This is a genomic window from Thalassococcus halodurans, from assembly GCF_900108225.1.
Taxonomy (GTDB): Bacteria; Pseudomonadota; Alphaproteobacteria; order Rhodobacterales; family Rhodobacteraceae; genus Thalassococcus; species Thalassococcus halodurans.
In genome coordinates, this window is the sequence record NZ_FNUZ01000002.1 from 40,614 (window position 1) to 67,450 (window position 26,837).

Annotated in this window: 19 protein-coding genes and 1 tRNA gene; 8 read left to right on the forward strand and 12 right to left on the reverse strand. The window is 55.0% G+C overall.

From position 1 onward, the window contains the following. Nucleotides 1-62 precede the first annotated feature (62 nt). Both ytfQ and C4S59_RS05300 read right to left on the reverse strand, forming a co-directional pair. A complete protein-coding gene (ytfQ, locus tag C4S59_RS05295) occupies nt 63-1,016 on the reverse strand; it encodes a galactofuranose ABC transporter, galactofuranose-binding protein YtfQ (RefSeq protein ID WP_103909462.1) in 954 nt (317 codons plus the stop codon). Between the two features lie 355 nt (nt 1,017-1,371). Further along, the gene (locus C4S59_RS05300) at nt 1,372-2,370 is read right to left on the reverse strand and encodes a GlxA family transcriptional regulator (RefSeq protein WP_103909463.1); all 999 of its coding nucleotides are present in this window, start codon (nt 2,368-2,370) and stop codon (nt 1,372-1,374) included. 106 nt (nt 2,371-2,476) lie between these two features. On the opposite strand from C4S59_RS05300, the gene C4S59_RS05305 reads away from it, so the two are divergent. From C4S59_RS05305 to C4S59_RS05320, 4 genes are read left to right on the forward strand one after another with little or no spacing between them, the layout of a single operon-like run. Further along, nucleotides 2,477-3,730 carry a sarcosine oxidase subunit beta family protein gene (locus C4S59_RS05305; protein ID WP_103909464.1) on the forward strand — a complete coding sequence of 418 codons (1,254 nt, stop codon included), beginning with the start codon at nt 2,477-2,479 and terminating at the stop codon, nt 3,728-3,730. Between the two features lie 10 nt (nt 3,731-3,740). Next, nucleotides 3,741-4,043 (forward strand): sarcosine oxidase subunit delta, encoded by a 303-nt coding sequence (locus C4S59_RS05310; RefSeq protein ID WP_103909465.1) that lies wholly within the window; start codon nt 3,741-3,743, stop codon nt 4,041-4,043. Continuing rightward, the gene (locus tag C4S59_RS05315) at nt 4,040-7,039 is read left to right on the forward strand and encodes a sarcosine oxidase subunit alpha (RefSeq protein WP_103909466.1); all 3,000 of its coding nucleotides are present in this window, start codon (nt 4,040-4,042) and stop codon (nt 7,037-7,039) included. The genes C4S59_RS05310 and C4S59_RS05315 overlap by 4 nt, the downstream gene beginning before the upstream one ends. Then, nucleotides 7,036-7,563, forward strand: coding sequence for a sarcosine oxidase subunit gamma (locus tag C4S59_RS05320; RefSeq protein WP_103909467.1), 528 nt, complete (start codon nt 7,036-7,038; stop codon nt 7,561-7,563). The genes C4S59_RS05315 and C4S59_RS05320 overlap by 4 nt, the downstream gene beginning before the upstream one ends. 221 nt (nt 7,564-7,784) lie before the next feature. Here C4S59_RS05320 and C4S59_RS19565 read toward each other — a convergent pair whose 3' ends face one another. The 5 genes from C4S59_RS19565 to C4S59_RS05345 all read right to left on the reverse strand — a co-directional run bounded on the left by C4S59_RS19565 (nt 7,785) and on the right by C4S59_RS05345 (nt 15,732). Continuing rightward, nucleotides 7,785-8,066 carry a hypothetical protein gene (locus C4S59_RS19565; RefSeq protein ID WP_160006764.1) on the reverse strand — a complete coding sequence of 94 codons (282 nt, stop codon included), beginning with the start codon at nt 8,064-8,066 and terminating at the stop codon, nt 7,785-7,787. Between the two features lie 223 nt (nt 8,067-8,289). Beyond that, nucleotides 8,290-10,548 carry a DUF1963 domain-containing protein gene (locus tag C4S59_RS05330; protein WP_103909468.1) on the reverse strand — a complete coding sequence of 753 codons (2,259 nt, stop codon included), beginning with the start codon at nt 10,546-10,548 and terminating at the stop codon, nt 8,290-8,292. 951 nt (nt 10,549-11,499) lie between these two features. Further along, the gene (locus tag C4S59_RS05335) at nt 11,500-13,584 is read right to left on the reverse strand and encodes a DUF3857 domain-containing protein (protein ID WP_103909469.1); all 2,085 of its coding nucleotides are present in this window, start codon (nt 13,582-13,584) and stop codon (nt 11,500-11,502) included. After that, complete coding sequence (locus tag C4S59_RS05340; RefSeq protein WP_103909470.1) at nt 13,578-14,798, reverse strand: hypothetical protein; 1,221 nt, start codon at nt 14,796-14,798, stop codon at nt 13,578-13,580. The genes C4S59_RS05335 and C4S59_RS05340 overlap by 7 nt, the downstream gene beginning before the upstream one ends. Nucleotides 14,799-15,402: 604 nt before the next feature. Beyond that, nucleotides 15,403-15,732, reverse strand: coding sequence for a DUF2322 family protein (locus tag C4S59_RS05345; RefSeq protein WP_103910275.1), 330 nt, complete (start codon nt 15,730-15,732; stop codon nt 15,403-15,405). Between the two features lie 328 nt (nt 15,733-16,060). Between C4S59_RS05345 and C4S59_RS05350 the strand changes: the two genes are divergently transcribed. The 3 genes from C4S59_RS05350 to C4S59_RS05360 all read left to right on the forward strand — a co-directional run bounded on the left by C4S59_RS05350 (nt 16,061) and on the right by C4S59_RS05360 (nt 20,139). Beyond that, nucleotides 16,061-16,915 (forward strand): phosphate/phosphite/phosphonate ABC transporter substrate-binding protein, encoded by an 855-nt coding sequence (locus C4S59_RS05350; RefSeq protein WP_103909471.1) that lies wholly within the window; start codon nt 16,061-16,063, stop codon nt 16,913-16,915. Between the two features lie 34 nt (nt 16,916-16,949). Next, complete coding sequence (locus C4S59_RS05355) at nt 16,950-18,785, forward strand: ATP-binding protein (RefSeq protein WP_103909472.1); 1,836 nt, start codon at nt 16,950-16,952, stop codon at nt 18,783-18,785. Between the two features lie 373 nt (nt 18,786-19,158). Then, nucleotides 19,159-20,139 (forward strand): MBL fold metallo-hydrolase, encoded by a 981-nt coding sequence (locus C4S59_RS05360; protein ID WP_234994688.1) that lies wholly within the window; start codon nt 19,159-19,161, stop codon nt 20,137-20,139. A 184-nt stretch (nt 20,140-20,323) separates the two neighbouring features. Here the strand turns inward: C4S59_RS05360 and C4S59_RS05365 are convergent, their stop codons facing one another. The 3 genes from C4S59_RS05365 to C4S59_RS05375 all read right to left on the reverse strand — a co-directional run bounded on the left by C4S59_RS05365 (nt 20,324) and on the right by C4S59_RS05375 (nt 22,677). Continuing rightward, on the reverse strand, nt 20,324-22,024 hold the full coding sequence (locus C4S59_RS05365) for a DUF7507 domain-containing protein (protein ID WP_103909474.1): 1,701 nt from the start codon (nt 22,022-22,024) through the stop codon (nt 20,324-20,326). Then, a complete protein-coding gene (locus C4S59_RS05370) occupies nt 22,014-22,541 on the reverse strand; it encodes a DUF6538 domain-containing protein (RefSeq protein WP_103909475.1) in 528 nt (175 codons plus the stop codon). Before C4S59_RS05370 ends, C4S59_RS05365 begins: the two co-directional genes overlap by 11 nt. Nucleotides 22,542-22,602: 61 nt before the next feature. After that, nucleotides 22,603-22,677, reverse strand: a tRNA-Phe gene (locus C4S59_RS05375). 171 nt (nt 22,678-22,848) lie between these two features. Between C4S59_RS05375 and mnmH the strand changes: the two genes are divergently transcribed. Further along, the gene (mnmH, locus tag C4S59_RS05380) at nt 22,849-23,910 is read left to right on the forward strand and encodes a tRNA 2-selenouridine(34) synthase MnmH (RefSeq protein ID WP_103909476.1); all 1,062 of its coding nucleotides are present in this window, start codon (nt 22,849-22,851) and stop codon (nt 23,908-23,910) included. Here mnmH and selD read toward each other — a convergent pair. After that, nucleotides 23,892-26,051, reverse strand: a complete 2,160-nt coding sequence (gene selD / locus C4S59_RS05385; RefSeq protein WP_103909477.1) for a selenide, water dikinase SelD — start codon at nt 26,049-26,051, stop codon at nt 23,892-23,894. The genes mnmH and selD overlap by 19 nt on opposite strands. An 87-nt stretch (nt 26,052-26,138) precedes the next feature. Then, a complete protein-coding gene (urtE, locus tag C4S59_RS05390) occupies nt 26,139-26,834 on the reverse strand; it encodes an urea ABC transporter ATP-binding subunit UrtE (protein ID WP_103909478.1) in 696 nt (231 codons plus the stop codon). Nucleotides 26,835-26,837: the final 3 nt, after the last annotated feature.

A 26,837-nucleotide genomic window follows, 5' to 3' on the forward strand; every position in this document is an offset into this window, starting at 1 on the left:
GGAGGAGCGTCGTCCGGCAGAGGACCGGGCGCTATCAAAACGCCCGGAACAAGACGCTCGTATCAGTAGCCGAGGTCTTTTTTCATGTTGAAGATCGCCTCATTGTCATCCGCGCTTGTGAACAGCTTGGACTCTGTCTGGATCCATTTTGCAGGCATTGCGCCACTGGCCAGATAGGCTTCCAGTGCATCAAGCGCGGGGCCAGCCATGTTCGGCGTCAGTTCGATTGTGGCGTTCATTTCGCCTGCGGCGATGGCCTTATGGGCATCAGGAACGGCGTCAATGGCGACGATCTTGATGTCTTCACCGGGCTTCAGGCCGGCCTCTTTGATCGCCTGAATGGCACCGACGGCCATGTCGTCGTTATGGGCATAAAGCGCGCAGATATTTTCACCGCCTTCTGCCTTTAGGAAGCTTTCCATCACGACCTTGCCTTGAGCACGGGTGAAATCACCGGTCTGGCTGCGCACGATTTCAAGGTTGCCATGGCCCGCGATGCCCTGCTCAAAACCGTTCTTGCGGTCGATGGCGGGGGATGATCCTGTGGTGCCCTGCAATTCGACGATACGGCAGTCGGCGCCGTTCATCTCGTTGACCAGCCATTCGCCGGCAACGCGGCCTTCGTGCACCAGATCGGACGTCACCGCTGTCAGATAAAGCGACTCGTCCGCGTCAATCGTTCGGTCCAGCAGAACCACGGGGATTTCCGCATCTGCGGCTTCTTCCAGTACTTCGTCCCAGCCGGTGGCCACGACCGGAGCCACCAGAATGCCATCCACGCCCTGCGCGATAAAGCTGCGGATCGCCTTGATCTGGTTTTCCTGTTTTTGCTGTGCATCGGCAAACTTCAGATCGATGCCACGTTTTTCGGCCTCTTGCTTGGTGACCGTTGTTTCGGCCGCGCGCCATCCGGACTCAGAGCCGATCTGGCTAAAACCGATGGTCATATCCGCGGCAAAAGCAGCCACTGGTCCAATAGCGATGGCCGACGCCAAAAGCGTTGTCTTAAATGTCATAGTTCCCTCCCTTTCAGAGCAGTCTACGGCTCTGTGCGACTCATTAAGTATTATTTTATTAATTTTGTAAATAGATCCGTTGTCCGTTGGTTTGGCTTTGTGAAATTCAATTGCAGATCAATTACTTGGTGTGTTTTGGGTGCGATGGTTTGATATGCTGGAAGGCGGATCGATGCGCTTTTGCGCCATTTCATTAGCCGTTTTATCAACGGGCGCGCGCCTATTCTGCGCGCGATTTCTTAAGTACGTTTCCCGGCCCTTCTGGCACCAAATAAACTGGGACTCGCGGTACATAAAAAGCGATCAGCTCAGGTCTCACGGTCAGACGAAAGATAGACCCCGCTAAGCGCTATGGTCAGGTGTTGGACAGCAGATCTTGTGATTGCTTGGCCGCTCTGTACTGGCTCGGAGTGAAACCGCGATCCTGTTTCAGTGTTTTGGACAGATGTGCCCCGTCACAAAATCCGCAGAGCTGTGCAATTTCAGGGATAGAGGCGTCCGAATTCGTCAGCTTTGACTGTGCTCGATCCAGCCTCAGATCCATGTAAACGCGCGATGGGCTGGAAGACAGGTCGGCTTCGAAATGGCGCAATAACGTGCGGCGGGCGGTTCCCAAACGACCTGCGAGGGCCGAGATCGTCAGCGGCACCTCGATATTCTGCTGCATCAACAAAACGGCCCGTTTCACGAGCGGGTCCTTTGGTTGCCGCGCAAGGCTTTGACCAGGTTGGGGGCGATCACCACCTAGGGCATTGTCGATCATCATGATGTTCAGGCTTTTGATCGCTGCCGATTGGCCGAGATGCCGCGTCACAAGAAAGGCGGCCAGATGCGATGCGCCATGTCCGCCCGAGCAGGTCAGTCGGTCCCTGTCGACCACGAAAATCTGGTCTGAAACGGGTCGCTCGGTTTCGAAGCGGTCAAGGAAATCCTGATGGTGAAACCAACTGACACAACAGCGGTAGCCTGCCAAAAGGCCTGCCTCTTGCAGGTGAAACACGCCCGTGCACAGACCAACGAGTGGTGTTCCCGCTGCGGCGCGTGTGCGCAGGAAGGTGATCATGGCGTTCGACAGGCCGGTCTCTTCGCTCATCAAGCCGCCGACAACGATCAGGTAGTCATATGTCCCCGCGTCCCGCAGCCGCGTGTCCGGTGATACCCGCACGCCGCAGGATGATCGAACTGGGTTCATCGTGTCGGATAAAACGTCCCAGTCACATAGGATCGGGCGCGAACGGTCGGCTTCGTCTGCAGCAAGCCGGAGCACATCCACGAAATTTGCGAACGCGGACAAGGTAAAGCTTTCGGCAAGCAAAAAGCCGACTTTAAGACGTTTATGATCTGAATGCGCCATGTCCCATATTTACACATGAGTTGTCCCGATACTACCCGCAAGTGACAGGCGACTCGCGTAAATTTGGTGAAATCACCCTCAACAAACCAACTTGCGAGGCCGCCACATGACGCGTTTTAACGCCTTTGCCCTGCTGAAGAATGCCCTGAACGGCCACAAAGGCTGGACCGAGCAGTGGCCCGATAGTCAGCCCAAGAAAGAATACGACGTGATCATCGTCGGGGCGGGCGGCCACGGGTTGGGCGCGGCCTATTATTTGGCCAAACAGCACGGCATCACCAATGTCGCTGTGATCGACAAGGGCTGGCTGGGTGGTGGCAACACCGGACGCAACACGACGATCATCCGGTCGAACTATCTCTATGACGAAAGCGCGCGGCTTTTCGATCATGCGGTGGATCTGTGGGAAAACCTCAGCCAAGAGCTGAACTATAACGTGATGTATTCGCGGCGTGGCGTTCTGATGCTGGCGCACAATGTGCACGACGTGCAGTCGTTCACGCGTCACATCCACGCCAACCGTCTGAACGGTGTCGATAACCGCTGGCTGACCCCGCAGGAATGCAAAGACTACTGCCCGCCGCTGAATATCTCGGCGAACGCGCGCTATCCTGTTATGGGCGGTGCGCTGCAGGAGCGGGCAGGGACGGCGCGGCACGATGCGGTGGCATGGGGCTATGCCCGTGGCGCGGCTGAACGTGGTGTGGACATCATCCAGAACTGCGCCGTCACAGCCATTCGCCGGAACGCAGATGGTTCTGTCGCGGGCGTCGAAACCGCCAAGGGTTTCATCAAGGCCAAGAAGGTCGCTGTTTCGGCGGCGGGCCATACCTCAACCGTTATGCAAACCGCCGATGTGCGCCTTCCATTGGAAAGCTACCCGCTGCAGGCGCTGGTGTCGGAGCCGGTCAAACCGATTTTCCCCTGCGTGGTGATGTCGAACGCGGTGCACGCCTATATCAGTCAATCCGACAAGGGCGAGCTGGTCATCGGTTCGGGCACGGACCAGTATACATCCTACAGCCAGCGTGGCGGCCTTCCGCTGATCGAACATACAGTCGCCGCGATTACCGAGGTCTTCCCGATCTTCAACCGGATGCGGATGCTGCGCAAATGGGGCGGCATTGTCGATGTGACACCAGACCGCTCTGCGATCATTTCGAAGACGCCGGTTCAGGGGCTTTACGTTAACTGCGGTTGGGGTACGGGCGGGTTCAAGGCAACACCGGGCGCCGCGCATACCTTTGCCTGGACTGTGGCCAAGGACGAACCGCACCCGATCAACGCGCCTTTCACCATGGAACGCTTCCGCACCGGTCGTCTGATCGACGAAGCCGCCGCTGCCGCTGTCGCACACTGAGGACAAACACATGCTTCTGATCCATTGCCCCCATTGCGAAGAAACCCTGCCCGAGGCCGAGTTCGCCTATGCCGGTCAGGCGCACATCGTGCGTCCCGCCGATCCCATGAGCCAGACCGACGAACAGTGGGAAGAGTTCCTGTTCATCCGCGAGAACGCCAAAGGCGCGCATTACGAACGCTGGCGTCACCTGCACGGGTGTGGCCGCTTCTTCAACGCGGTGCGTGACACCGTTTCTGACCGCTTTTTGACCACCTATCCCTCGGGCACACCGCGCCCGGACCTTAGCACTCTGACGGAGGGCAAAGCATGAGCTATCGCATTCCTGGCCGTGGTCGCATCGACCGCGCACAGCCGATCCGTTTCACCTTTGACGGTCACGATGTTGAAGGTTTCCGCGGCGATACCGTTGCTTCGGCTCTTCTTGCCCAAGGCAACCACCTTATGGGCCGGTCGTTCAAGTACCACCGTCCGCGTGGCCCCGTAGCAGCAGGCTCGGAAGAGCCCAACGCCCTGATCGGCACGCGCCGTGGCAAGGGGCAGTTCGAACCGAATACGCGCGCGACCATGCAGGAACTGCGCAAGGGGCTCGAGACAACGTCGCAAAACAAATACCCGTCGTTGAAATTCGACGTGGGTGCTGTGAACGACGCGGCTTACATGCTGTTCTCGGCGGGCTTCTACTACAAGACGTTCATGTGGCCGCGGAACTTCTGGCACAAAGTCTATGAGCCGTTCATCCGCGCTGCAGCCGGTCTGGGCGTTAGCCCGACCGAAGAAGACCCAGACGTCTACGCATCGCGCAACATGCATTGCGATGTGCTAATCGTTGGTGCGGGACCGTCCGGTCTGGCCGCTGCGCGTCAGGCAGCAGGTAAGGGCCTGAAGGTCGTTCTGGTTGATGAACATTCCGAGGCGGGCGGCACGCTGCTCTCTGAACCGCAGGCCAAAATTGATGGCGTGGCGGCATGGGATTGGCTGTCTTCCACATTGGCCGAGCTTGAGGCGGCAGGTGTTAAGGTTATGACCCGCACCACTGCCATCGGTTACTACCACGAAAACTTCATCGGTATGGTCGAGCGTTTGACCGATCACCTTGACGAGGTGCCGCAGGATACTCCGCGCGAACGTATGTGGCGTGTGCGCGCCAAGCAGGTTGTGCTGGCGCAGGGTGCGCTGGAAAAACCGCTGGTCTTCCACGGCAACGACCGTCCGGGCGTGATGCTGGCGGGATCGGCGCAGACCTTCTTGAACCGCTTTGGTGTTCTGGTGGGCAAGCGTCCTGTTGTTCTGACATCGCACGATAGCGCATGGTACGCCGCGTTCGATCTGGCAGGCGCAGGTGCGCAGGTTCAGGCCATCGTCGACACACGCGCCGAAGTGCGCGCAGATCTTCTGGATCAGGCGAAAGCGCTGAACATTCCGGTCAAGCTGAGCCACACAGCCACGGCGACCTCTGGTCGTCTGCGCGTGTCCTCGCTGCGCGTGAACAAGGTCTCTGGCAGCACAGTGAGCGCGGGCTCTGAAATCAAGTGTGACGCTGTGCTGATGTCCGGTGGCTGGACGCCGTCGCTGCACCTGTTTTCGCACACGAAGGGTAAACTGGCGTGGGACGATGACCTGACCACTTTCTTGCCGTCCGATACGCCAGAAGACTGCGTGATCGCGGGCGCGGGCCGTGGCCTGTGGGGAATCGAAGCGGCGCTGGCAGATGGCGCGGCACAGGCCCAAGCCGCACTGGATGCGTTGGGGCAGGCGGGTGACGCGGCCAGCTATGCCGTGGACGAGGATCGTCCTGGTACGGGCGTGATGCACAAAGAACTGCCAACCGACAAACAGCCAGGTCGCGCCAAAGCGTTTGTTGACTATCAAAACGACGTGACGGCCAAGGACCTGCGTCTTGCGGTTAAAGAGGGCATGCGTTCGATCGAACACGTCAAACGCTACACCACCAACGGCATGGCGACCGATCAAGGCAAGATGTCGAACATCAACGGCCTGAACATTGCCGCCGATGCGCTTGGCAAAAAGCAGCCGCAGGTGGGTCTGACAACTTTCCGCCCGCCTTACACGCCGACAACATTTGGCGCCTTTGCTGGCTATCACCGTGGTAGCCATTTCGAAGTGACGCGGAAAACGCAGATCGACGCATGGGCCGAGGAAAACGGTGCAGTGTATGAACCCGTCGGCCAGTGGCGCCGCGCGCGTTATTTCCCCAAGTCGGGTGAAGATATGGACGCCGCGGTCAAGCGTGAATGCGCCGCAACGCGGTCCAGCGTAGGCATCTTCGACGCTTCCACGCTGGGCAAGATCGAAGTGGTTGGTCCCGATGCCGCTGAGTTCGTTAACCGCATGTACACAAACCCGTTCCTCAAGCTAGCACCCGGCAAATGCCGTTATGGCCTGCTGTGCGGCGACGATGGCTTCATTCGCGACGACGGCGTGATCGGTCGCATCTCTGATGACCGTTTCCACGTCACGACCACCACTGGTGGCGCGGCACGCGTGCTGAACATGATGGAAGACTATCTGCAGACCGAATGGCCCGATCTTGATGTCTGGCTGACGTCGGTAACCGAACAGTGGTCGACCATTGCCTTGAACGGCCCGAATGCAGCCAAGCTGTTGCAACCCCTCGTGCCGGATCTGGTGCTGACCGAGGAAAACTTCCCGCATATGTCCTGTGCTGAAGTGGACGTGGCGGGCATTCCTGCGCGTCTGTGGCGTGTCAGCTTTACCGGCGAAATCGGTTTCGAGGTCAACGTACCCGCACCGCTGGGTCGCCAGCTGTGGGAGACGCTTTGGGAGGCAGGTCAGCAATATGACATCTGCGCCTATGGCACCGAAACGATGCACGTGCTCCGCGCTGAAAAGGGCTACATCATTGTCGGACAGGACACAGATGGCACCGTCACGCCGTTTGATGCGGGTATGGGCTGGGCCGTTGGCAAGAAGAAGGCAGACTTTGTCGGTATGCGCGGCATGGCGCGGCCTGATCTGGTGGCCAAAGGGCGTCGCCAGCTGGTCGGTCTTCTGACCGAAGACGGCTCCAAACTGGAAGAGGGCGCGCAGATCGTGCTCGACCCGAACCAGCCGATCCCGATGAAGATGGTGGGCTTTGTGACGTCGTCCTATGATCAGGGCACTGTGGGCCAGCCGATTGCGCTGGCGCTGGTCGAAGGCGGGCAGGACCGGATGGGCGAAACCGTCTATATCCCGATGCCCGATCGCACGATCGCCGCCAAAATCGTCTCGACTATCTTTGTCGATCCCGAAAACAACCGTCTCAAGATCGGAGCCGCAGCATGAACGCGCTCACCTCCTTCCCGACCGAAACCCTTGTCTCGAACGCTGCCGTCAGCGTGACCAAAGTTCCCCATCGTGCGCGGCTTTCGCTGCGGGCACGCGGCGATCTTGGTCCGCTTGAACGGGCTCTCGGTTACAGCCTTCCGCGCAAGATCGGTGGCGTGACGCTGGGTACGGCCTGTCTTGGTCCGGACGAATGGATCATCATGACCGACGATGCTGCTGCGATCATGGCCGCCTGTGCGTCCGTTGATTTGCCGCACAGCCTCGTGGATGTATCCGGACGCGAAATCTCCTTTGAGATCGAAGGCGATCGTGCAGGAGAGCTTCTGACACTTGGTTGTCCGCGCGACATTGATGCAATTGCCGACGGCACCGCGCGCCGCACTGTTTTCGACGGCGTGACCGTAACGCTGTGGCGCGATACTTCGGAACGCTTCCGTATCGACGTCTGGAACAGCTTTGCGCCCCACGTAGCACATCTTTTGGAAATCGGCGCGCGCGAACTCGCTGCTGAAATGGCCTGAAATATACAGCCTGTCTTTGTAAGGACTTTTCCGACGTTTGATCGCGTTACCGAGGGCGGCATCTTTGATGCCGTCGTCGTTACCGCTTTGCCAAAAGGGCGTGAATGCCAGCTGACCCAAATTGAACTGATTGCCTCGGAAAACATCGCCCCGGTTTCAGCCATGGCGGCGCTGGAGCTGGGCGAAAAAGCGATGTTCCTTGTCGATCGGGCCATCACCCATCAAACGTGAATATCGAAATGATTGTGTCGCGGCGGATCCATGCAGGCAAGCTTGCCGGGTTCCATTTCAACGACATTAAGAGTGGCGACGATGCTCTGGATAGTGGCACCATTGAACAGTATCACCTGTTTCTGATTTTGAACGAATTGGTCGATGCCGAAGGGAAGGCTGGTTTGGACCTGGCGCATATGATCGACCAATCCCATAATGTGACTGATACGATCGAAAGACTGATGATCGTAGGTCAACATGATCTTGTCGAATAGCAGGCCTTCCTTCACCAGGAACTTCCGATTTGTTGCTCTCGGTCCAGGCCAGATATTCGAGGTATTAACTTCCTTCTATTTCGTCTTAAAAAATCCGCGCATTCAACCTGTTGAAGCAACATGTTTATCTCTGATGAGTTAGATAGGGGAATTGAACTGTTGTGAGGAAAGCGGATGTTTCGCGGTTTCCTAATTTAAATGAAACCAATTATGGAAATTTGCAGAAGGTCGTGAGATGTCAGCCGCCGGCTGTTACGGCCACGACTTGACTGAAATCGCGATGCGCCAGGTCCTCTGGTTTGATCCAGAATTCCACCATGCCTAAATCGCAAAACATAAAATCCAAACCACTGTCACTATCTAATGCCAGCAGGCGGAGGCCGGGCGCTTGTGTCGAGTTGGTACGAAATTGGGGATGGCCCAGCATCATGTGTTGGGATAGCGCGGGGTTCGGACGTAATTCCGCGTCAAAAAAGTCAAAAAGCGCCTGTGGAAGGGCTACACGCAATTTGGCGTCTGTCGCTGCTTCCTGTGTCATGGATTTCAATACATTGCGCAACGAAGTATAAACTGCAGGATACTTTCGTAGAACCATCTGCTCGAGCCACTTTTCGAAAAATTTGGCCTCTCTGTCTGGTACAATTTCGAGATCACCAAAAGCGGTCAGCCGATCTGAGACTTGGTCCAAAAGGCTTAAAGCTTTGGAAAATTTGGCAATCTTCGCATCGAGAGCTTGGCGTTTTTTCTCTTGATCCTGTTTTGGCTTGTACGTTTCAAGGAATTGTTTGGTTCTTTGCGCCTCATCAATCATCTGTGATAGCTGGGCATGATATTCCTTTGCAAAGCGTTTCATCGTGCCACCGCAGAACGGAAAGCCTGCTTTTTGCAGATCGCGCGCCAGAGTGAGCTGTTTTTTTGGCTTGCCCTCACTGTCCGTTAGAACATCTCCCGTTTCGGCGTCGCGCATGAAACGTTCCTCAAGCAATTGAGCCGGTTTGGTTTGTGATGGTTCCGGCAAAAACTTGGAAATTGCCTCTTTCTGAGCTGCCGTAGCTACTTTGTGCGACCCTTTGGGATCCCTATCGTTCCAACAAAAGCTTTGGGCCAAATGCGGTGTGATTGGCCAGCGCGGATAGGTTCGATGACCCGGCTTTCCAAAAATATCTGCCAACTCCGCTGGCAGTTTTGCTGGGTTTTTAGGAATATCCTGAGCAGGGACGTATTTAACTTGTGCGCTGCCATCTTCTTCATCCCAGATCATTTCTTCATCAACATAGGCGAAGAACAGCAAGAGTCCGTCCTCTGGCATCGCATCTCCGTCTTTCACTCGCGGAAGCTCTGCACAATCTATCTGGGCCAGAAAATGTAGTGGCGCACGTGACGCCGGTAAAGTGGGCCATGCCATGAAACTAGGTAAGAGGGGCACGCCGCCAAACCAGGAACGGCCCTCAACGGTTCCTGTAATGGGCCATGTTCGAGCCAGCAGGATTGCTTCTTTTGCGTTTTCATTCAAATCTGTGAGCAGTTCGTCTTTCGAAGGTTGGTGTTGGGACCTCGATTTTTCGTCTGCAGGCTGCGGCACGTGCGCATTTGCATTTTTCGCAGTCTCCATATCCCATAGTTGTTTTTCCGGCTTCGGCAGGGCGTCAAAGCGTTTTTTGAAACGGAGCAGTTGAATGAGGAATGACGGATCCGTAAGCGCAATCCGCCACATATCAGCAGTCCCAAAGGCTACATGTGAGAGCAAAACCAATTTGCGCTGCATTATTATCGGCAAATCGATGATGGGATCTGGCAATTTGAAAGTACCCTCAAGCCCTTCTTTAATGCGAGCGTCTCGGATCAAAGCGGCAAGGGTCACAAGTCGTTCGTTCGAGGTTGCGGGCCTATGTACTAGCATTTGAATAATTACATGGCCTATCCGAACTCGATCAACTTTACTCCCGGCAAGTGGTGCCAAAGCTTTGCGTATTGCCAATCTTGCGTTAACCCAAAAGCCTCTGTTTTGCTCTCGGGGCATGGCTTTGACGAAGGCTGCTCTCAGGGCAGAATGCTCTGATTGACTTAGTCCCTCAGTGTCGGCCAGAGTTTTGGCGATCAGATTTGTAGACAATGACCTTTGAAAAATTGGTGGCACACGACGATCGATTTTTATTGCGTCTTGCATCAAACGCTCGAACCGTGCGGCTTGTTCGTCCAAGCTGGCATTTGGTTCAAGCTCATAGGCCTTAATAAGCGCGGCAGAGATTTTTCTCAGGCGTTTCTCTTTTAGGAACCCTGAATTCCAGCTTAATTGCCACCGCAATCGAACAAGAGCGCGCAAGCCAGCCGCTCCAACCCGAACATTCAGGTCGTTCCAAATTAACAGTCCTAGAACGATCGGTAGGGCAATGACCGCAAGTAGTGCGAAAACTGCCAAAGCGGCGAAGAAAAAATTTCTGAAAAAAACGAAAGCGATTATCGGTGCGGATATTTGGTAAAAACGGTCTAGTATCATCTCATCAAACCAAAAGAATTCATTATGATATTGCGTGTGAAGGGGGAGTTATTTAGGTGAGGTCTAGCAGGCTACGTGGCGTTTTCAGGGCTTGCATTGATTTAAGGTGCGCTATTGACTTAAGAAAAATGGCTATTGCATTGATATAATGTGCTTCGAAATTACGAAATAGGTTCTTCAATAATTTTGAAGTTTTTTCATGATAGATACAAAATTTAATATCCAAGTCCGGGTGAGCATTCCAGCGATGTGAAGCCAGTTTGGCTCGCGTCTATTCATTTTCAGTGACACCACGCGCGCTCGAAGCCGAGATTAAAAGGGTTCGTCAGAGCCTCCTGTTCTGCTTCGAACTCATAGGAGGTTGCGATGCAGACTTTGCCTTTTCCGAACATGATGAAAACTTGCCGTCCAGTCTACGCTACACCTCTGGCGCGACGGGACATTTCAGGGTGAACAGAATATTCAGCTCAAAGATCGTGCACGCGCTGGGCTAGATTGAACTTCCTCGGTCTGACTAAAGGACATTACCGTCCGGCATCCGGGCCTTGCCAATGCGGCTACTATCAGTACGCGTCTTGAATAATAGGACCAACAGCCCGTGATCATTGCATTAATGGCAGGTGACATGACGGTGTCTGGGATGCTTTGTGTTTTGGGAGAATTGAAGACGCGGCGTCTCGCGACGGCACCGGATGCTGCGTCGGCTCTTTGAGCACAAAGCAAGATCACGCGTGCTATAGTCAACGGTGGGGCGCGCAGCTTCTCAACAGGGGATCGGTTTCTTCGAGGAACAGTTGGATCGCACCCATACCACCGCGCCGCAATAAGCCTGTTGCGGGTGACCCCGTGACCAATGATCAGGACTACTCCGTTGAGGAGTCGGAAGCCTTCGCGCAGTCGAACTCGCAAACGGTTAAACATATGCGCGCTAAGAATTCTAGGACAGTTGGGCTACATTGCCGTTTGCTGTTCAAGCGTCGTTCGATAACTGTTTCGCACGGCAACAAAGCAGATGGCTGCAAATAGAGACAAGAAAGCAAAATTTATAAGTTGTCCAAGCTTTAAGTTCCCGAAAACCACAGTTTCAGTCAGTTCGGGTTCATGTCCTTTATAGAGAAGATTGTACCAATGATCAGAATTGGCATGGTATTTCTCAAATGACTCGGAGTAACTTTTAATTTGGTCGGCAGGAATGACGTCTTGTTTGACGGTCAGAGTATAAGCAGCCTCAATCCAGTTTTCTCCGCTGTTTCCTTGGCGGGTAAACGCGAAGAACTCGTTATCTTCAGTAAACTCTTCCGGTCGGTTGATCGCATATGGAGCATTCATCAGGCGCACCCGATGTGCCGCAAAAACACTGCTTGGCAACTCAGCTTCTTTGTCTGACAGGTCCTCTGGATCAGGGAGTTGGTACTTGGTTTTTGATGGCGTCAGCCAGAACTTGGTCCACTGTTCATTCTTTTCGAAAGTGCTTTGTGGAATAGCGTATTTGGCCGTGTAGCGGACTTCATTGAGATCAAGATCATCCGTGACTTTGAGAGGAGCAATCTGTTCGATATCCTCAAATCGATATTCTAATGTCTCAAGGAAGTCTTTGCCTCTTGCGGTCAGCGGTTGCGCGTTCAGCTTGCGGCGCTCTTGGTCAGCCAAGGCCCCTCGGTATATGTGGTCTACGTACAATTCGGCTGCGACATCTGTCGTGTTTACAAAGTCATAGGTGTCAAAAACCTCTTCCAGCGGCTGCACAGATGCCAGGTCGGGTAGGGCAACCAAAGTGCTCCCACCCTGAATAAGCGGCAGTGCAAACCCAAAGTCACCGTGTGCGATCTCAGGACCGCGGCCGCCTTGGAAGTCCTCTGTCGGATCAAGAAAGTAGATGCCTTCCGCTCCGTGGACACGGACGATCGCATGGTCAAACAGCCAAGGACCTGGCAGTACAGTGTCTAAGGATTTGCCGCGGAAGGTATTTACCAAGGCGACGTCGGCTCGGATGCCCATCACATCCAGCATTGAGATCAACAGCAAAGCCTTGTCTTTGCAATCGCCCCATCCGCGCTCTTCGACTAGATAAGGTTCTCGGGGGATGTAGCCGCCGGCACCAATCTGGTCACCATGATAGCGAATTGTGCTTTGCACGTACCGTAGTGCTGCTGTCACGCGGTCAGTTTCGGTTTCACTGGCCGCAATGATTTCCTGTACTTGCCTCTGCGCCAAAGGTCCGAGGTTTCTGTCAGGCGCGTAGGCCTCGGCAAGCCCTGAAGAAATTTGTTCCCAGTCTGAGAATGTTGTTACAAGAACCTCGCCAAAGGGGTGTTTCCAGATCGGTTGGTAGAGATCGAATTCGGGCGGTTCTGCATCGAACAGTGCCAGTTCCTTTGTCACAAAGCCGTTCTTGTGTGTCACTGTCAGCGGTAGTGCAGGCGATCGCGTTACGTAAAGCGGTCTGGCCTCTGAGATTGTGTAGCTATGATAGCGTGCGCGTACTGGTGCGAATGGCATCTCTGTCAGGCCGTGCTGAAATTCGTGTTCAAATATCGGCGGCACGACATCTTTGGTCCACGCGATATCAAGAATATCTCCGACCTGAAGCTGGCTGATAGGTGCGCTTAGCGTTTCGTTACCTGTGACAATCCCGTCAAAGAGTCCCGGTTCGCGTTGCATCACCGTGAAATCCAACTGCTCGGTGACATCCAGAACGGCATCGCCACGATGAATGCGAACCCAATTAAGGCTTAAGGCGTCTTCACGTGCACGAAACAAGGTTACCAGACCAGCATCATCCAATCCTGCGCGCGTGGAAATCTGGAAGACATCTCGTCGGAAAATCGAGTGTCCGCGATCACGGATCAATATCTGATGGTCCTCCAAAAGCGTTTCCCGCCCATTGTGCATGAAGCGTTCGCTTAGGTGGTCCGCTGCGGGAACGTCACGCACGCTTACCCAATCGGGTGTGGTTGTCTTGTTGAATACTTCGGCCAATACCGTTGTCGGGAATGCGAGAATAAGGCACGCGGAAAAAAGAATGTGCTTTAGCATGGCGCAACCTCCAAAGCCCTCGGTGCCGGAGCATGGCTTTTTTTTTCGACAGGCGTTCCCCAGAATCCGAGGTGACCCAATCGTATCAATGCCCGTTTTAGATCATCTCGGGCTGGAAGCACGGCCAATGGTTGGTTGCCCTCGCTGATAATTATGAGCCCATTGTGTTCCCATGCTTCTATTGCAGAATTCAAATTCACTTTCAGGATGAATCCTGCACGATGAACAGACACGGAATCTCCAACCACATGCATAAAGCCTGGTTCGAATTCCTCATTTCCAAGATTGGTGTTCATTGGGAAGCCATTTCCAAGCTTTGTATTGAGAAATGCAAAGGCTTCGTGAAGAACACGCGGCAGGTTCACACTCATGGCAAAGAGAGACATCATGGCAATTGGATTTGGCAAATTACCTTGGTTCAGAGCAGATACGGTACCTTCAATGAAAAGCGGATAACATACGGCGAACAGCCCAAGGTAAAATAGACTTTGCCATCCAGAGTTGTTGGGCATGTTTTTGAACTTTTCCCACTCCTCAACCGCGCGTTTGATCTTTGTGCGATCCGGGCTGATTGCATCAGGGTCGGTCTGTAAATCATATCCGGGCTTAAACGATGGAGCGGTCAGAGACTGTTTTCGGGTCTTTCGTAAAAGTCCCTTGAGTAGGTGGACGTCAGATGCGTTGAGTCTTGGACGAAGCAAATGCTGACGCATTCCGCCCGCAGGAATCATCAATAAATCATGAAATCGCTTAGTCTTACCTAAGCGATTAAGAGGGAGAACCTCATTCAGGTTCTCCATTTTGAATTCTATCCTGTCAGGGTAAAGCGCCACTTCTCGCGGCCCAGTGGATACACCCTGCGTTCTAGTCGGGCCGCTTCTGTCCAGAGGTCCAAAAAAATTGGCCAAATCGATGCCGACAAACTTCAATTGTACGAGCAGGTGAGCCGTCAGGCCGATCAACAACAAGGTCAAGAGACCAAATGTCAAAAGCTGATTAGGGTCGAAATCGTCAATTTTTGCGGAGGTATTCAGAATCCATGAAATCGCTTTTGTCCAGAATAGGCCCAAGACGGCTATCCAAAGCCCGTGCATAAGCATCCAAGGGAGAAAGGCGAAATACCCTTGGTATCGCATAAACAGATTATGGTCGCGCGGGGTTATGGGGGCTTGAAAAACAAAGGGATTGTTTTCAGAAACGCTTGACGGAACCATTTTACACTCGCAAATTCGCTGGTTAATAAAACAACCCTGAATGGAAATTGGGGCTGTATTTTGTCCCTAATGGTACGTGTTTCAGTCGATTTTTGCGGGCTTGGCTTGTCGTTTCGCAATATTACCAAATTGCGTTTTTTAAATGTATTTTTCGGGTGGCGTCAGACTTCGTTTGTTCGCTTGTCCTAAGGCTCTGGCCTTATTGAGCTTCACAGCCAGTAGATGACGATTTTGGTTTGAGCGATGGCAGAAAAGAATACCTTGGGCGCCTGTAGTATCGAGTTGGTATGCCGTGCCAGTCCCTAAGCCTACTGAACATCATCCCAAGGCCGCTGCGCAGTTTGACGCCGCGTTGAGTGTTCTGTTCACTCTTCGCGGCATCCTATCGTTTACTCGGTCTTACAAAAGCGCTGAGGTCGTTGCTGAGGTTGTGCAGAAAAGGATCACAACTGTTGGAGGCATGACTGCTTCTGTCGAGTCAGGGCCAACTTGGAAGAACGGGCGTCGCAAAAGCTTCAATGCCCGTTGCCACAACAAGTTTACTCTACAGCCTGCGCCAATACGTTAATTCATTCGCTTTCTTAACGAGCGCAAACCCAAGCGGTTACCGTTGTACGATCCGCATGGTCAACGCTTCGCCGCCGCTTTGTATATCGAATAGGCGGTCTATGTTCGGGTGTGCACCGGGTCGGTTCTGCGCGTCTTCGGTATGTTCTGCAAAGACCGCCAGTCCATGTGTGGCAGCTTCGGCATTTAACGCGCCATACGTTTCGAGCAGGTATTGGTAGACTGCCAGAGACCCCTGTTTGCCCGGTTGGTTCTCAATGGTTGCGACCACATTTCCTGCGGCATCGACCAACTCTAATTTCTCGATATCGTCGATGGACGGAAGCTGTTGAAGGTTTTCTTTGAACGACGAAGTCGGCTGGAACATCAGGTAGTCCTTTTTAAATGCGTGTCCCGACTGCGCATACCAGAGCCAAAAGCGTTTGGCCAAGGGCACACAAACGCCCAGAAAGTCCAAAGTGTTATGCCTCATTCTTGGAATATTTATGTCCGCTGATCTTTGGGGAACCTGCATAGAACGTCACAGTTTCTGACCACGACATCAGTATCAGTTCGTTAAACACTGGCCGATCTTGATCGAAAGACAGGTGGAGTAACGAACGAAAGATACACCGTTTATCCTTTTGGGCCCTATCTTTGAGCGTGAGAACCTGTTCCCCTACAAAAGATTGAAAGTTCAGATTGTGAGGTAGTAAATGGTCTGCAGCTCATTTCGGCAGATCTTCAAAGTGATCAGCGCCAGTGCCTTTCTTGTGGCATCTGGAGGCGCGCCAGCATGGTCTGAGACAGAATACTCTTTCGGCGTGGTTCCCCAATTCGAAGCGCGGCGGCTGTCTGATATCTGGGCGCCGATATTGGATGAGCTTGAACGTCGGACCGGTCTGAATTTAACGATGGTTGGCTCACCCAGGATCCCAGATTTCGAGCAAGGTTTTGCAAGGGGCGAATTCGATTTCACCTATATGAATCCCTATCACTCGCTCATTGCTTTCGACACACAAGGGTACGAGCCATTGGTTCGGGATGGTGCGCGTCAATTGTTCGGTGTGCTTGTCGTCGAAAAGGACTCGGACTACAAAGAGGTCGCGGACCTTGAAGGCAAGAAAATCGCATTTCCTGCACCCAACGCGCTAGGAGCGTCCCTTTTGATGAGGGCGGACCTCAGCCGCCAACATGGCCTGAACTATATCCCGGATTTTGTGAACACACATAGTTCAGCTTACCTGAACGTATTGCTTGGCGAAGCGGAAGCAGCGGGCGGTGTCATGGCGACATTCAATGCGCTCGACCCCGCAATTCGTGATCGACTGCGGATCGTTTACGAGACGACGCGCATGCCTCCACATCCTGTTGTTGTGCACCCGCGCGTGCCAGATGAAGATGCAGAGAAAGTTCGTCAGGCGTTTATTGATATGTCCACCAGCCCCGAGGGGAGGGAACTGCTCGCGCAGATTCCGATGCTAGAGGCCGTGCGCACCGATCCCGGCGAATATCTGGTATTGCGAGATCTCGGATTGGAAGACTTCTATGTCGAGACTGGTGTAGAGTAGTTCTCAGCCGGACTCGTCCCAAATTGGATACGTCATGTCTAATTGGTCGATAAGAAAACGTCTTTTTGTCGCGACAGCGTTCTTCACATTGATCTGTGTCGCGCTCTTCCAATTGCTATGGGTTCCCCGAGTCACCACGGTTCTGGTCGAGGCCGAAAGGCGCGAGGTTCAAAGACAGGTCGATGTCCTGATCGACGGTCTTGTGCCTTTTATCCTGAGCAATCAAAACGCGGCAATCTATGAAACCCTGAACAACATCGGCGACCGGTTTGATAACTGGCACAGAATTCTTCTTGTCCGTGACGATGATCGGCAGATCTATCCTTTGCACGATGTTGAACAAACGACTGGGGCCAACACCATCGGAATGTCACGTGATATCAATATTCGGGGCGATACTTGGGGACGTATCGAAATCGACGTTGATCTAACCGAACAATTAGCCAGCTTGAATTCGGAACTGAGACGCCTTGGCGCTGCCGCTGTTTCATTTCTAACTGTGTCGATCGCGGTTGTGGGCTTCTTCGTGGACCGCATGATCACACAGCGGTTGGTGAAATTGGCTGCCGCCGCCGACAAATTGGGGGCAGGGGATTACGATGCTGATTTGCCGAGTCCCGGCAACGATGAGGTCGGGCGCCTGACCGAAAGTTTTGGTGCAATGCGCCATCGCATTGTAGAAAACATTTCCTCAATCAACGAAGCACGCCAGCAGGCGGAAACCGCGCTGGAAGCCAAGTCGCGGTTTCTGGCGACAGTCAGTCATGAACTGCGAACGCCCTTGAACGGAATTATTCCGGTTGCGGACATTTTGCAGGCCTCACCTCTCGACGCGCATCAGAGTAAACTGGTGGAGACGATCAAACAGTCCAGCCGGTCGCTTCTGACCATTGTTGACGACATTCTCGATCTTACACAGATGGAAGAAGGACGGCTTGAGCTTCGCAGGGTTCGGTTCGAACCGCGCAAGCTTGTGGAAGGCGTGATCGACATGCTGAAGGCGTCAGCACAGGAAAAGGCGCTTTTTCTCAACCGCGAGGTGGACGCAGGTGTCGGAACCTATTTTGGTGATGAGGACAGAATTCGCCAGATCCTCGTAAACCTGACAGGAAATGCCATTAAGTTCACCGAGGCAGGGGGCGTGACAATCAGGTGCAGGTGGCTTTCGGAGGCAGAGGGTCGGTCGCAGATCCAATTCGAAGTCGAGGATACCGGCATCGGCATTGAGAAGGCCGATCATGAACGTATCTTCGACCGCTTCGAACAGGCCGAAGGTGGCTTGGCGCGGCGTTTCGGGGGCAGCGGCCTTGGCCTTGCAATCACAAAAAGTCTGGTAGATGCGCTGGGCGGTAAAATGGGGCTTCGAAGCGACTACGGGAAGGGAAGTGTTTTTTGGCTAACGATACCGCTTGAAAATGCCGACCCTGAAAGCGCGATTATACAGCTGACCGAACAAGGCGGTTGCGAAGGCACGAGGTCTCCGCATGTCGGGGAAACCGAAGCGTTTGATATCCTAATCGCGGATGACAATACGTTTAGTCTGGAAATCGCGAAGGCGATTTTGGGAAGCCACGGTCACCGTGTCCAGACAGTTACAAACGGACGAGAGGCTGTTACTGCGGCAGAGAAATCGGATTTTGATCTGATCTTGATGGATGTCCACATGTCCGAGATGGATGGGTTAGAAGCGACCCGTCGCATTCGCGCGCTACCCTCTGGAAGATCAGGCACCCTGATCATCGCACTAACCGCCAGCTTGTTTGATGACGACAAATCGCGCTGTCTGGCTGCAGGCATGAACGATGTGCTCGCCAAACCCTTTACGCATGAGACGATCCTGAGAAGTGTCGAAAAGCTTCGGGTCGCATGATTTGACCCCAAATCCCGATTGCTCTGCAGTTTCATCGGTTTCAGAGTACGGACCTGTGCATCGAATAAAATAGTTACGGGGCATCCCATCTATATAAATGCGATTGGTGCATCGGGACTTAGATTTTCCTAAATAATATGGCGCTTTTTTCCCGGTCGTTGGGACTGGGGCCGGTGAAATTGCGTCTGTCTGACAGCGCCGGTTGCTTTCATTGCCGCGTGTGCTAGTTGGCTCTTACCAGTGAAAGTTGTGGCGGCGAGGCCGCGCATGATACCCCCAAGTGGAAAATATGAAATTCAGTCGGCGCGGATTTTTTAAATATACGGCTGCGGCTTTGGGCGGCTCGGCTCTGGGCGCTTGTGGAGTGATGCGGATGCGCAGCACACAGAACAGGTATTACCAAGGTCCAGTCAGCGACCATTTCGATGGCGTGCGCTTTTTCAACCCCGGTGGTGCGGAACCAAAAGGTTTGGCCGATCTGTGGAAGTGGCGCACCGGCGAAAAACCCACGCCATGGCCGGAGTCCATCCCACTTGCGCAGGTCGTAAAGCCATCTGCACGCGTTGCCGATTTGAAGGTGACGATGGTGGGGCATGCCACAGTGCTGGTGCAAACCCGTGGGATGAATATCTTGACCGATCCCTTTTGGTCGGATCGTGCATCGCCCGTGCAATTTGGCGGGCCCAAGCGGGTGATAAAGCCGGGGATTGCGTTTCAGGATCTGCCGCCGATCGATCTGATCCTGCTGTCGCATTGTCATTACGATCATATGGATATCGATACACTATCGCGGCTTAAGGCGGCGCATGATCCTTTGGTGATCACCCCATTGGGCAATGACGCGATCATCGCCAAAACCGGTTTGCGCTGCAGGGTGCTGGATTGGGGGCAATCGGTGCGCATTGGCGAGATGGGTATCCATTGCACCCCCTGCCATCACTGGGGCGCGCGAGGGGTGTCTGATCGCTCTATGGCGCTTTGGGCGGGTTTTATGATGGAGACTTCACAGGACAGGCTGCTGTTCATCGGGGATACTGGATTTGATCAGGGTCGGCCCTATCACCATCTGGCCAAAAACTTCGGTAAGATCCGCTTGGCGATGTTGCCGATCGGAGCCTATGATCCGCGCTGGTTTATGGCCGATCAGCACCAAAACCCTGCCGAAGCGGTGACCGGTTTTCAGATACTGGATGCGCAATATGCAATCGGTCACCATTGGGGCACGATCCAGTTGACCAACGAGGGCCGTAACGATCCTAAGCTGGATCTGGCAACCGCCCTTGCGGCTGCGCAAATTGAGTCAACTCGGTTTTGGGCAATGGAACCTGCCGATACGTGGAGCATCCCGGCTTAACGTCGACCCAATTTGAGGCGGATCTTGACCCTTAGGGCAATGGCATGGTGAGCGGCGGGTCAGGGCCAAGACCAACCGTTCCAGACGGTGGTCTCGGGTTCTTGTCGCCGCATTACAGATGGTCCGCTCCCAGTGCTCTGTGTACCACCAGCGGTCGAAATTCCTTCAGCGAGCACGTGCCGGATCAAAAGTCCGAGCGTAACTCCATCGTAACCGCTTGCGCGCCCGTTGCATCCGTGCCGCCGCCGATACGGATTGATCCGTTGATTGCATCAATCCTACGTTCCCATGACAGCTGTAGCGAAGCAGTTTTGCCGTGACGTGTCGCCGTTCCGTCGATCTCGGCCGCCCATGCGGTATCTCCATCGCGGCTGGTCGCTGTCAGCGCCATGGCCAAGCCAATCCCGCACTCTGCCTGTCTGTCGCCGAACGTACCTTCGCACAGAAGGGAAGGTCGGAATTTGAAGTCGGACATCCAGTCGGCCGCGACCGTAGCGGGATCGTCGGTACCAAATGGTCGGCGATATTCCGTTTCGAGAAACACGTTCCTCGTTCCGACATCGTCCAAGGCAAAAACATCATTCTCTGTTTTCGATCCTTGAGTGGCTGTAACAGACACATGCGTTCCCGGCGCATAGGCCAGATCGAAACCGAAGCGTGGCGTCAACGATCCGGATTGCAGCTGATATTCACGGGATACTGATGCGCCGGCGAACAACGCCTTGTATGAATAGTCGCCCTTTGCCTTGATTGTGATCGCGCGTGGGAAATCTAATGTGAAACTGTGACGTCCAACGGCACCCGCGAGGTAGTAGTCAAACATGCCTTGCCCCGACAGCCGCTGCGCACCGTAGATGCCCCCGTATAGCCCAATGCCGTCGATGCGACCCGTTGCGGTTCCGGTATCTACGTCGCTGCGAGAGCTGTAGCCGCCCCAGAAGAAGGCGCTGATCGCGTCCTCGCCGACAAGCCGTTCGCGGCGATGCGTAAAGCTCAACATGGCCTGCGTGCCGGTGTCGTTTGCCCGCGCATAGGACGCTTCGAGATTTTCAATGCGCCATTCGCGACGCATGCAATTGTAGGTTTCACGGTGATATGTACCATCGGCGCTGACGGCACTATCCTTGATGGTCAGTCGCGCAGAGCCGTCTGATGAGACCGTGTCGTCACAGTCGTCAGGGTTACCGTCTTGCAGGCGCCTCGCGGCATCTCGGCCGTATCCTGAAAAGCTGTTTCCGAGGCGGCGCAGAACCAATTTCAGGTCATCTTCAAGGATGGCCTCCAGCTCTGGTCGGATCTGATCGATTAGCCCGTCCAGCTTGACCACGGTTGGCGTGCCGTTGCCCGCGCCGGTCCTGGCGTTGCCGGTCGGGCTGCTTTCAAGTGTTAGCCGCGCGTTCCACGCGTCCGTGGCCGACAAAGTGGCGAGGTTCGCGATGCTGCCGCTGTTCGCGCTGTTTGTGTCGAGTGTGATGCTTGCGGTCCAGATCCAGCTTTCGCCAGGATCAAGCACGCCATCGTCAGTCACGCCGGCGACAGCTTGCAAGGTTTCGTCCGGTGTTAACGGGTCGTCCAGCGAAACGGATGTGAGCGGCAACGAACCGGAATTCTCAGCCGTGATCGTGTAGCGGATCACGTCGCCCATCCGCGCCGGGCTGGAAAGTCCACTCGTGTCTGCAATCTTGGTCAGGGAAAGCTCGGTCGAGATTCCAACTGGATCCATCGGAACATGGTTGTGGACGACACCCTTCGAAAGACTTTCGGCATCGGTCCAGTCCGGAAAGCGCATGTCAAAGTAAAGATAGTGCGTCGTGTCCTGACCGGCTGCAGGTGCCGTTGCGAAAGGCACGACTTCGACAACCCCAAGACCTGTCTCAGGGGTCAAGGAACCGGGCTGAGCTGGGATAAGTGTCGACGCCGTGTAGCCTAAGGCCGTGATGCTCAGGCTGTAGGTGCCGCTTGGGGTAGGCGGTGATGTCCCTGTCGCCGCAGACGTCGATCACGTAGCCGCAGGAGCGTTCAGCTGCCCTGTGGAAGGTGACGGGACGTCCCTGGCCTTTCAGGCGTAGATAGATGGCTACAGCTTCTGACAGCTTCACCGCCGAGGTGGCAGGCCCTGCGAACGCGACTGCAGAAGGTGCAGTGTTGGCGTTCTGCGCCATGCGAAGCATGTGCTTCCCAGGCAACTCGCAGTCGTTGATCCTGAGAAAATACCAGTGCTCGTCGAGCCGTTGCGCCGCTCTAATGGCGCGAGAGGTAGCGACCGAAGCTGACCTCGTCCGAAGCGAGAACGAGATTTTCCGTGAGGTGTAGTGGTGTAGCAGGTCTTTGGGGACGCGCCTCACGAAGTAGTAGACGCCGTCTTTCAAGAATGAGTGGGGTGCAGTTTTGTTCTCCGCCATGTTCTACGCTCGCTCCATCCTGAGATAAAGCTGAGGCGTTACAGTAGCTTAGCGGGTTCTATGGTGCCCGGGGGCGGAATCGAACCACCGACACGAGGATTTTCAATCCACTGCTCTACCCCTGAGCTACCCGGGCACGGGTGAGGGTGTCTCCCTCGGGTGGAGGCGGAATAGCCGACGGGGAATCCGGTGTCCAGAGGGGTTTTGAATAATTTTTCACTTCTTTTTTAAAGCGCTGTCCCATCGGCAGGGTTTTGGTGTGACGACTTGGCTTTTCCTTTGGTCATTCAACAGCTAAATCAGCCAGATGGCCTTTAAACCGACATCGCTTCGCGACCTAATCGCTCATGGTTTTGACGACATCATTGATGTGCGTTCGCCGGCAGAGTTTGCCGAAGATCATGTGACCGGTGCGATCAGCCTTCCTGTTCTTGATAACGAGGAACGGGCGCGGGTCGGGACGATCTATAAACAGCAGTCTCCTTTTCTGGGCCGTAAGATTGGCGCGGCATTGGTGTTCAAAAATGCGGCCAGACATATCGAAGGTCCTCTGGCGCAGCACGAGGGTGGGTGGCGGCCCTTGGTTTACTGCTGGCGGGGAGGGCAGCGGTCGGGATCGTTTGCGTGGATGCTGTCGCAGATCGGCTGGCGGTCCGAGGTGTTGGACGGTGGCTACAAGACGTTTCGGCGTCTTGTGACAGCAATGCTTTATGACACGCCGCTGGAATACCGTTTGATCATGCTGGGTGGCTACACCGGAACCGCCAAGACAGATCTTCTTGCGCGATTGGCTGCGCGGGGCGTTCAGATTCTTGATCTTGAAAAACTGGCCGGACATCGCGGTTCATTATTGGGCGAGACCAAGGAAGGGCAGCCATCGCAAAAGATGTTCGAAACCCGTCTGGCCATGGCGCTGTCACAGCTGGATCCGGCGCATCCTGTGGTGGTCGAGGCGGAAAGCAGCAAGATCGGTCGCATTTTGTTGCCACCGTCGTTGTGGGCGGCGATGTGTTCTGCACCCTGGATCGATATCAGCGCGCCGATCGAGGCGCGCGCGCGCTATCTTGTGCAGGCCTACGACGACATTTTGTCTGACACGGATCGCTTGACGGAAAAGCTGAATGTGGTCCGCAGACATCGTGGTCATGCAATTGTTGATGGTTGGATGGCGCTGATTGCCGAGGGCGACAAAGTGGGGCTGACACGTGCGTTGATGCAGGAACACTACGATCCGTCCTACAACACGTCGATGAAGTCAGTTAAACGCGATTTCTTGGCGCAAATCAGCGTTCCCGATTTGAGTGAGCGCGGGCAGGAAGATGCGGCCGATCAGATTGCAGAAATCGTCGCTCAGGCCAATTCGATCTGATCTGGATTTTCTGTGATTTCCCCAATGATTGCGGCCTGATAGCCTGCGATCTTCAAGGCATTGAGCGTGCCTTCGGCGCTTTGTGCATCGATGACCGCCAGCAATCCTCCGGCTGTCTGTGGATCAAACAGAAGCGCTGTTTCGGGCGTGTCCGGAAGTTCCGGAAATGCGGCTTTGTTTTGGGGGTAGAGCGAACTGCGAACGCCGTTTTGCGCCAGCTCTGCCGCGCCTTCCATTAACGGGATGTCGGCTATCCGCAGAACCGCGCCGGTGCCGGATGATTTGCAGATGTTGCCAATGTGACCGGCAAGGCCGAAGCCTGTGACATCCGTCATCGCTTGGGCCTGTTTCAGGATGTCGGCAGCGCGGGCTTGTGACTGGCACATGAGGTCCAGTGCTTTGGTCACGATGTGCCCTTCTGCCTGACCTTGCATTTCGGCGGCCATAATGGTGCCCGACCCGATGGGTTTCGTCAGAATGATTGCAGCGCCGGCCTTGGCACCGGCCACGGTGATTGGCGGTTGGTGGCAAAGTCCGGTGATCGAAAATCCGATGGTCAGCTCGTCGCCAACGGAACTGTGCCCACCCACGATGGCAGCGCCTGCGTCGCTCAAAACCTCATGCGCGGTTTGCATGATCTCGTGCAGTGTGCGGCCCATCAATGTGTCGGACAGGCGGGGAAGGACAAGATTGACAGTGGCGCCCTGCGGTTCGGCCCCCATGGCCCAGATGTCGCCAAGCGCATGATTGGCGGCGATGCGGGTCATGACGACCGGATCGTTTGTAAAAGCTCGCAGGTGGTCTGTGGTCAGTACTTGTTCAACGCCGCCGACCACCATTGTTGCGGCGTCATCGCCGATGGTGCTGCGAATGTCTGTGCGCAGGGGGGCGGGCAAGTGGGATAGCACGGCGCTTAGCGTTGTCGGCCCGACCTTGGCCCCGCAGCCGCCGCACATCGGTTTGTCACCCAGGGCGTCTTTCATGCCGTGGGCGATCTCGGCTGGCACCGTGGGCTGTTCCATTTGGGGCAGGTCACGGAACTTCTCCATGAATTTCTGGTCGATCCGGTTTTTCCATTGCCAAAGTAGCGGGCCGGTAAACGTCAGTCCGAACTTTTCAGCGAGCGCCGATTTCTGTCCGAGCGAGACCAGCTTCAAATAATCGCTTTGCGGTTTGTACTCTGCCCACTTGTCCGTGCCCAATGCCGCGCGCAGGTTCTGGAACAGCACGGGCGCTTGTCTGACGGCAAAAACGCCTGCCTTGGGGCGAGGTGTGTCGATCATATGGGCGCAGTCGCCGGTGGCAAAGACGTTGTCGACCGATGACTGCAAGCGCGGATTTACGGAGACAAAACCATTGTGCAGGTTCAATCCGGATGTACCCAGCCAATCGTAGGCCTTCGCGCCCGCGGCCCCTGTTATGAACGATGCCTGAATTGTGGTGCCATCAGCTAGAACAAGCGCTGTGGCATTAATCTCCGAGATTTGCACATTCTCATGTAGTGTGATGCCCAAGTCCGCCATAGATTTGCGGATTTTGCGCTGTGCGCTTTCGCTGTTGTCGGACAGCAGGATGCCGCGTTCCAACAAATGTACTGGCGCGTCCGAACCTTTGACGCGCAAGGCATGGGCCATCGCCATAGATAGTTCACAGCCCGCAATACCCCCGCCGATGACGGCAACTGGTTCAGACGGGTTGAACGCCAGATGCTTGGTCCATGCATCTGCAAAAGGGCCAAGGGGTTTCGCGGGAACACCATGTTCCGAAAAGCCTTTGAGCGCGGGCATCGCGCTGGTGATGCCAATGTCGATCGAAGCCACATCGTAGGCGACAGGCTCGCGGCCTGGAACGGTGACGGTCTGGTCGACCGGATCAATCGCAACAGCCGGTCCGGTGATCAGACGCGCACCGGCAAAGCGGGCCAGTTTGACCAGATCAATATCCAGTTCGCGGCGACTGTAGTGTCCTGCCACAAAGCCCGGCAACATGCCGGAATAGGCCGTTGCTGGCACCGGATCGATCACGGTGACACGCACACCGGCCAAAGGGTTCATGCCCCACATGCGCAGAACCAGCGCGTGGGTGTGTCCTCCTCCGATCAGAACCAGATCACGGGTCAGGGGCAGGGGGCTGGAATGCATGGTGTCCTCCGGTTGCCCCAACAGGGGTACGGAGGCCGCGTTAAAGGCTCAAGCCCAAAGCGACGGGATCACAGAAATGCTAGCGCGTCAGATCGACACTTTTTCAAGCAGGGCTTCCTTGGTGACTTCGCCCTGTTTGCCCTGCAACGACACCGCACCGCGTGTGATCGCCGTAAAGCTGTCGGCCAGACCCCATGTGAAATCGAAATATTGCTCGACCAGCACAATCGCCATGTCACCCTGATCGCGAAGTTGGGCAATGACACGCCCGATCTGCTGGATGATGTTCGGCTGGATGCCTTCGGTTGGTTCGTCCAGCAGCAAAACTTTGGGTCGTGTGATCAGGGCGCGCGCAATCGCTAACTGCTGCTGCTGACCGCCGGAAAGGTCCCCGCCACGACGATGCAGGAAATCCTTCAGGATCGGGAAGAGATCCCAGATGTGATCGGGGATTTTGTGATCCGCTTTGGGCAAACAGGCAAACCCCGTCATCAGGTTTTCTTCAACCGTCATCAACGGAAACACTTCGCGCCCCTGAGGGACATAAGCGATACCCGCCTGCGCCGCGCCATGTGCGCTAAGGTGATCAAGCTTTTGGCCGTCCAGAACAATGTCGCCGCCTGTGTAGGGATGGCGACCGGCGATGGCCTTAAGAAGCGAGGTTTTGCCCACGCCATTTGTGCCCATCACGGCAGTGACCTTGCCCTTTTCGGCTGAAAAAGAAATGCCGTGCAGGATTTGGCTTTGACCGTAGTGCAGTGTCAGATCGCGAACGTCGAGCATGGC